Genomic DNA, 6,984 nt, shown 5'->3' with positions numbered 1-6,984 from the left:
AAGTGGAACTGCATCCTCGGGCCAATAGCGGGCCGGTGTGCTCGGACTGTGGGCAGAGCGGCCCGGGGTACGACAGGTTGCCGGCCCGGCGCTTCGAGTTCGTCCCGTTTTGGGGGATGAAGGTGTTTTTGGTCTATGTGCCGCGACGAGTGGCGTGTACGCGCTGCGGGGTACGGGTGGAGGAGATACCCTGGGCGGAGGGCAAACATCCGGTGACCCGGACCTACGCGTGGTTTCTGGCGAGCTGGGCGAAGCGTCTTTCCTGGAAGGAGGTGGCCGAGGTCTTCCAAAGCAGTTGGGACGTGGTCTTCGGTGCGGTCGAGATGGCGGTGGCCTATGGCCGGGAGCACCTGGATCTGTCGGAGATCCAGTCTCTTGGCATCGACGAGATCGCCTGGGGGCGGGGCCATCGATACTTGACCGTGGTCTACCAGATCGACGCCCACTGCAAGCGGCTTTTGTGGGTAGGGGAGAAGCGTACGATAAAGATCCTGTTGACGTTCTTCCACTGGCTGGGCTCGGAGCGTAGCGCGGCGCTGCGGTTCATCTGCAGTGACGCTCCTTTTTGTAATAGTTACACGGCCGCACGCTCATTTACCGGCAATGTTGAGGTCGAGAGACTTTCCGTCGGTTGAGAATTCACTGTTCGTGCTCGGGATGTCAGGAATACTTCTCGATGAAACCGAAGAGGCCCCGCCGGAACGCCTCAGGCCGCTCGACGTGCGGCGAGTGCCCGCAGTCTTCGATCACTGCTTCTCGATAACGCCCCCCGTTTTGGACGTACGCCTCCAGCAGCGCCCGGGTCTGGGAGACCATGGGCTGCGGGGGATACACCTCCTTGCCCGGCCATCCCGGGGCGAGCCCCAGTTGTCCGAGGTAGCCAAAGTCCCGGAGCGAGGTGTCGGAGACGAACATGTCGTCGGCGCCGCGGAGCCAGAGCACGGGAGGCTTCGGGTCTATCCTGGCGAAGCCTTGTAGGTCGCAGTATTTGGGCGAGATGGCGTTGTTCATACCTTTGGTGCCCGGTGCCACGTGCGGCCAGTTATTAGAAGGCGTTGCGTCCCCTGGATAGTTGCCCTCCCCCACTTTTGTGGCGAGCATGGAGGAGAGGAGAACCTCCTCCCGCTCCTTTGAAGCCTTGAAAGGGGGCTTGAAGTAGATGCCGTTCATCACGTTGCGGGGGGAATTCAGGTCTTTGCCGCTCCGGTCGCCTGCCTTCAGGCGTTGTATAAACTCGGGACTGGTCAATCCCCCCCCGGAGCCGGCGTAGTCCGGCCAGCACGGAGTACCGGAGGCGTCCTCGGTGCCCCCGAACCCGTAGGGCGACAACGGGTTTATGAGGATCAGCGAGGCCACGCCGTCCGGATGATCCAAGGCGTAGCGCAAGACGATTCCACCCCCCACCGACCAGCCGACCAGATGGATCTTCTGTTCTCCGAACCCAAGCGCATCCGCCAGCGCGTAAAGGTCGTCGGAGAAGTCCGCGAGGCCTCGCGTGGCGTCCACCGGCTTCGTTTCCGAGTCGCCGAACCCTCTGAGATCGGGCGCGACACCCCCGTAACGACCTTCCTTGGGCAGCGCCGCTAAGGTTTCCTCGAAGAAGCGCGAGGAGGAGGCGTTGCCGTGAACAAAAAAGATCGGCGCCCCCCCTTCGGCGCCGCCGGTCAAGAGATACGTCCTCAGTCGCGGGGTGTCTACGGTCTTGGCGGCGACTCCTTTAAGCAGGTCAAGATCAGCCATGCGTTACCTCCTGTTGTTGGTTCATCTTGCTCGCGAAAGCCTTCGTCCCGCGAGCTATATCGATACTTTTTCGCGGTCTAGGCCTGCCCCCATAGCTTCGCGATGCGCGGCGCGAGGAGATTGACAAGCCCCCGGCAAACCCTTGTGCGCTGTTTACAAGCGACGCGCCCTCACCAGGAAGCTTCCCGGCAGGCCTGGCGCCCACATGGGCAGAATCGGTCCAGGCCACCGCCCGAAATTGGCCCCCTCGGCGCCGGTTTGTATCACGTCAGCCTCCCAGCCGTGGTCGGCCAGTAGGGTCTCAGGATCGTTTGTCCCGAACCGCCCCGGTGCGCCCTGCCAGGCGAGGGCGAGCTGCTGCGGCCACGCCAGCGGAGAAAAGAACAGACCCATGTTCATCACGTCCAACCGAGCAGGCTGCCGGTCACCGTTTGCGCAGTGACTTTCTCCAGGAGCGCATGCACGGCGGCCCTGAGCAGGTAAAAGAGGAGACCTTCTATGAGCCAGACCGACGGACTCTGCGGCTGGTAGCCGGCGGCGAGGAGCGCCTCCGGCCAGGTGTCCTGTCTTAGATCTGCCCGGATCGTGCGCCGCTCGCAGCTCGGCTGCGCTCCGGCCTTTTTCATCACGGCGTCTTTGGCCTCCAGTACCTCGGATAAGTCCATCTCGTACAACCGGGTCTGTGGCGGCCAGTCCAGACGGAAAGCGCGGGTGTCCAGGCCCGCCGCCACGAGAACCACCTGACGCACTCCCGAGTTCCCGCAGGCGTCCAGCAGGAACTCGTCGAAGAAGCGGGTGCGGATCACGGGGTACAACTCCGGCCCGCCCGACCCCGCGGCGGACTTCATGCGGTCCAGCCAGGCAAAGCCCTCGGGGCCGGCCAGCGCGGCGGCAAACGGGTCGTCGAACAGTCGATTCGCCCGCTCGCTCTCGCGGGCGCGCGCGGCCGCCATCCACCGCGAAGTCGGGGCTATGGGATTGGACGGAGCGTCCGCTGTCACTTGGGTCACCCCTTCTAATTGCCCGAGCGGGCCTCGAGCCAGTTCCCGAGACGGGGCCAGAGTCTGTCCGCGGCCGCCGGCCCTATGAACATACCCACATGTCCGGCGTCCAGCGTAATGGACTCTTTAACCGAACTGCGCGCGAGCGCGGTCGTGGCCTTGGTCTGGGAAGGGGGTACGACGTAGTCCCACTTGCCCGAGACATTGAACACGGCGCACCGAATGTTCGAGAGGTCCACCGTGCGCCCGCGCAGCTTTACCTTTCCCCTGACGAGTTCGTCCCGTTGGTACAAGTCCTCGATCCAGGTCCGGAAAGTCTCGCCTGGAAACGGCGCGGCATCGTCGACCCACTTGCACGCCGCCAGCCACGAACGCACGGCAACATCCCTCCCTGCCTGGTCGCGGATCTGCCGCAACGCCACGTCGTAACCGCCAAAGCTGAAGGACCGGCAGACCGTGCCGGCGCCGTTGGCCATCCAGGAGACGCCCAGATCGAGCACGTCGCTCGCAAGGCCCGTTGGCAGGTTCCCCAGAAACATGGGGACGATCACCGGATCGAACATCGCCCCGCCGTTGCGGCTCGTGTACGTCCAGAGGCCGATAGGTTCCGGATTGCGCGGCGCGAATTCCGTGGGCGCGGAGAGCAGGACGAGGTTCTTGAGCGGGCCGTCAGGGAACAGGGAGGCGTACATCACAGAGAGCGTGCCGCCCTGGGAATGCCCGAGCAGGCTGATCTCGGCGGCGCCTGAAATTTCGATGGCTTTTTGCACCGCGCCGTGCAAGTAATCGAGCACCAGGTCCTCGATCGCCAACCCCGCGTCGTCTTGGCCCGGAACCCCGAAGTCGAGCATGTAGACGTCGAAGCCCGCCTCCACCAGGTTCTGCACCACGCTGTTGCCCGGCGTCAAATCAAAGACGTACGGCTTGAGTACGAAACCGTAGGTCAAAAGCACCGGCACCGGGCGTCTCCCTCCGTCGCCGCCGTCGGCGCGCCTATAACGGTAGAGCCTGGCCTTGTTCTTGGTCCAGACCACGTCCCTGGGTGCGGCCGCCGTCTCGACGTCGATCTCCCGGAGGATCACGTGCGTGCCCGTGACGTACTTCCTGGCGCGAATCGTCACCGGATCGTCGCAGTCGAGTATTTTTAACGCCCCGAAGAGTAGTGTGGACGCCTGCCTGCCTAACTCATGGTAATACATCTCATTGGCGAATTCGCGTGGCGCGTTCACCTTGCCGATAAGCTGAAACTGGGCCTGGGTCGCCTCGACCGCGTCACTGAAGGATTTGCGTTGCACGTCGCCCACTTGCCGCCAGATATTGATCGTAGTTTCAGCCATGCCTTGCAGCGCGTCGAACATGGTTCGACTCGCTTCGTGGACTTTATTACGATTACGCACCTGTGGGTTTTGATGACTCATAATCGATTAACTCCTATTTGGATGGGATGGGGGTCATAAACGACCCTGATGACTTTGGTGTGAGGCAGGATCGCCCCACACCCACTTGTTTGCAAACCCCCGGCCACGTCAAGAGCGTCTAGTCACCTAGCGTTCCAGCACGTAATCGCCGGGGGCAGGCGCCAACTGCGGATGATTTTGATTGCCCAAGGTCGGCGGCGTCCGCAGACCACCGCATTGCGGCTTGAGCCATGCAACCCAGTCGGTCCACCACGAGTTGGACGCTTTCTCGATCTGCGCAAGCCACCTGTCCGGATCGTCACGGCCGGTGGCATCCCCCATCCAGTAGCCGCGCTTCGGCGGATCGACCGGCGGACTCAGTACACCCATAATGTGCCCCGACGTTGCGACCACAAAACGTACCGGCCCTTTCGCCAACGCGCAGATCTTAAACGCGGACTTCCAGGGCGCGATATGGTCTTGCTCGGTGCCGACGGCGTAAATCGGTTGCGTAATCCGGGCTAGATCGATGGGCCGCCCGCCGAGCGTAAGGCCATCCGGCTGCATGAGATTATTGTGCAGGTAGAACTCGCGCAGATAAAACGAGTGCATGGCGTAGGGCATACGGGTGGAATCCCAGTTCCAGTACAGCACGTCGAATGCCGGCGGCGTTTCACCCAGCAAATAGTTTTGCACCCAGTGATTCCAAATCAGGCTCTTGGAACGCAGGCTGCGAAACGACATCACCATGTCTTTGCCGTCGAGAAAGCCATGGTGCGCCATCAGATCATCGAGCGCGTCCAAGCTATCGGCATCGATAAACACGCTCATATCACCGGGTTCCGAGAAATCCACGAGCGTAGTTAGCAGAGTCATATGCCGACAGATGACTGGGTCTCGCGATCGGGTGCCCGCTGCAGCCACGCCGCCAGCGCGGTAACGAGCGTGCCGCCGATACAGTAGCCGGCGAGATGCACCTGCGCGGAGCCGCAGATATCACGCGCCGCGTTGACGGACGCCAGTACGCCCTCGAGGATGTAGTCATCGAAAGTCGTGTCGCGCATGTCGGCGCCAGGGTTTTTCCAGCTGGTCACAAACACCGTAAATCCCTGCCCTACCAGATGGCGCACCAGGCTATACCGCTCGTTGATATCGAGGATGTAATACTTGTTGATCCAGGGCGCCACGATCACGATCGGCGTCGCATGCACCTTAGCCGTGGTGGGCTCGTACTGGATCAGCTCGACCAGCTCATTGCGGTACACGACCGCGCCCGGCGTAGTTGCGATGTTAATGCCGACTTCAAAGGCGCTCTCGTCCACCATACTGATCTTTCCGGCGGTGGCATCGGCAACGAAATTGAGCCATCCGTCGAGACAACTTCGTCCGCCGCTTTCAATGGCGCGCATCATGGCTTCAGGGTTCGTCCAAAAAAAATTGGTCGGCGCTATGCTGTTCAAAAATTCACCCGTCCAAAAGGTTGCCTTGTGTTTTATTTCGTACGGCAACTCGGGGGTTCTATAGATCGCGTCCACGAGCCATTGCGAGTACAGCAAATAATATTCTTTGAGGGTGTCGAGATACGGGTTCTGACTCCATAAAGGGTATTTAAAGCGTTCGTCATAAGCCGCCGCCGGCACAAGGTCTTCGCTACCCGGCACTCCTGCCATCCGTTGCCAGGTGGCGAGCGCCAACGAGCGCGCACCAAGCCGAGTCAGGTCCTCGTTCAGGAGAAAAGGATGCGCCCACCACGCCTCCTGCACTTTCCCGCAGGCGGCGGCAATGCCGAACGGATCGAGCAATTTGTACATTGCAATTCCCTCTTGATTTCGGCGCGGGGTTAAGTTGAACCGCTAGACGCAACAGCGAGTTGCGGTGATGCAACATTGAACATGCGTACGATAACCGTTACTTCAGTAATCTGGCAACTAGATGTTGCTTGTGCCTGCGACTCGAGTCAGGTCGGAGAATAGGGATTTTAAACGCCCTTTTTCGGCGAGAGGAAGAGTACGAGATGGACCTGTGGGTTGTCAGAGAATAGGGATTTTAAACGCCCTTTTTCGGCGAGAGGAAGAGTACGAGATGGACCTGTGGGTTGTCAAGTACGCGACCGTCGGTCCAGGATCGGGGATTTTTCCGGCGATTCATCGGTCCGAGGCGCCCGGATCCGGAGCGTTTTGGCCTCTCAGGCAAGTGCAGGGCAAAGGGGCTCGGCTCAGGGAGTTGCCGGATGGGAGGGGGGTTCGCGGCCGGGATCAGGCCCTTTGGAGTCGGTCGAATGACCGCGCGGGCGATCGGGGCGGTGCCCGGGCGGACAAGCCGAGATGGGTGAGCAACCGTGTTTGTTGTCAAGCGAATGTAGGGTTCCAGGGTGTGTTGGATTTAAGCATGGCGTTCATGATGCTGAGTAGCTTGTGCATGCAGGCGACGATCACCACCTTAGCGGGTTTCCCGGCCGCCTTGAGGCGTTGAGCGAAGGCGTGGATGACGGGATTGCATCGGATGGCAGCGACGGCCGACATGTACAGCACGCAGCGTACCTCGGCACGCCCGCCCCAGATGACCCGCTTGCCCCGTTGTTTGCCGCTGTCGTTGGCCAGGGGGGCGAGGCCCGCGAGTGCGGCGATCCCTTTGCGGTCGAGGGTGCCCAATTCGGGCAGTTTGGCGAGCAGGGTCGCGGAGGTCGTGGCTCCCACGCCTGGAATGCTGCGCAGGAGGCCATCCTTCGTGCGCCAGGCGGGGCTTGCACGTAACCGCTGCCTCAAATCGGTATCGATCTCCTCGATGCGCTTGTCCAACCAGGCGATGTGGGTTTTGAGGCTTTTTTGCTGCACCTTCGAGGCACG

General features: G+C 61.4%; 8 protein-coding genes. 1 reads left to right on the top strand and 7 read right to left on the bottom strand.

Features of this window, described 5'->3' with window-relative positions; genetic code table 11:
- Positions 1-635 (top strand): transposase (locus M3461_00810; protein ID MDQ3773022.1); only part of this gene is annotated, 635 nt, incomplete at its 5' end.
- A gap of 25 nt (positions 636-660) precedes the next feature.
- On the opposite strand, the gene M3461_00805 is transcribed toward M3461_00810, so the two are convergent.
- The 7 genes from M3461_00805 to M3461_00775 all read right to left on the bottom strand — a co-directional run.
- Positions 661-1,740 carry an alpha/beta hydrolase gene (locus M3461_00805; GenBank protein ID MDQ3773021.1) on the bottom strand — a complete coding sequence of 360 codons (1,080 nt, stop codon included), beginning with the start codon at positions 1,738-1,740 and terminating at the stop codon, positions 661-663.
- Positions 1,741-1,893: 153 nt separating this feature from the next.
- Entirely contained in the window at positions 1,894-2,133 is a 240-nt protein-coding gene (locus M3461_00800; GenBank protein ID MDQ3773020.1) for a hypothetical protein, read from the bottom strand.
- Positions 2,134-2,138: 5 nt separating this feature from the next.
- Entirely contained in the window at positions 2,139-2,693 is a 555-nt protein-coding gene (locus tag M3461_00795) for a class I SAM-dependent methyltransferase (GenBank protein MDQ3773019.1), read from the bottom strand.
- A 62-nt stretch (positions 2,694-2,755) separates the two neighbouring features.
- The gene (locus tag M3461_00790; GenBank protein ID MDQ3773018.1) at positions 2,756-4,099 is read right to left on the bottom strand and encodes an alpha/beta fold hydrolase; all 1,344 of its coding nucleotides are present in this window, start codon (positions 4,097-4,099) and stop codon (positions 2,756-2,758) included.
- Positions 4,100-4,285: 186 nt separating this feature from the next.
- Positions 4,286-4,993 carry a hypothetical protein gene (locus M3461_00785; protein ID MDQ3773017.1) on the bottom strand — a complete coding sequence of 236 codons (708 nt, stop codon included), beginning with the start codon at positions 4,991-4,993 and terminating at the stop codon, positions 4,286-4,288.
- Positions 4,994-5,010: 17 nt separating this feature from the next.
- Positions 5,011-5,949, bottom strand: a complete 939-nt coding sequence (locus M3461_00780) for an alpha/beta fold hydrolase (GenBank protein ID MDQ3773016.1) — start codon at positions 5,947-5,949, stop codon at positions 5,011-5,013.
- Positions 5,950-6,486: 537 nt separating this feature from the next.
- Positions 6,487-6,984: transposase (locus tag M3461_00775; GenBank protein ID MDQ3773015.1), on the bottom strand; the 498-nt coding region annotated here is incomplete at its 5' end.

The organism is Pseudomonadota bacterium, assembly GCA_030860485.1.
GTDB lineage: Bacteria > Pseudomonadota > Gammaproteobacteria > JACCXJ01 > JACCXJ01 > JACCXJ01.
Note: the sequence above shows the minus strand (reverse complement) of the source record. Positions and strands in the feature narration are given on the sequence as shown.

Excerpts from the sequence above, each read along its gene's own strand:
- M3461_00805 (MDQ3773021.1), bottom strand. The coding sequence starts at position 1,740 with ATGGCTGATCTTGACCTGCTTAAAGGAGTCGCCGCCAAGACCGTAGAC.
- M3461_00780 (MDQ3773016.1), bottom strand. The coding sequence starts at position 5,949 with ATGTACAAATTGCTCGATCCGTTCGGCATTGCCGCCGCCTGCGGGAAA.
- M3461_00790 (MDQ3773018.1), bottom strand. The coding sequence starts at position 4,099 with ATGTTCGACGCGCTGCAAGGCATGGCTGAAACTACGATCAATATCTGG.
- M3461_00800 (MDQ3773020.1), bottom strand. The coding sequence starts at position 2,133 with ATGGGTCTGTTCTTTTCTCCGCTGGCGTGGCCGCAGCAGCTCGCCCTC.
- M3461_00795 (MDQ3773019.1), bottom strand. The coding sequence starts at position 2,693 with ATGGCGGCCGCGCGCGCCCGCGAGAGCGAGCGGGCGAATCGACTGTTC.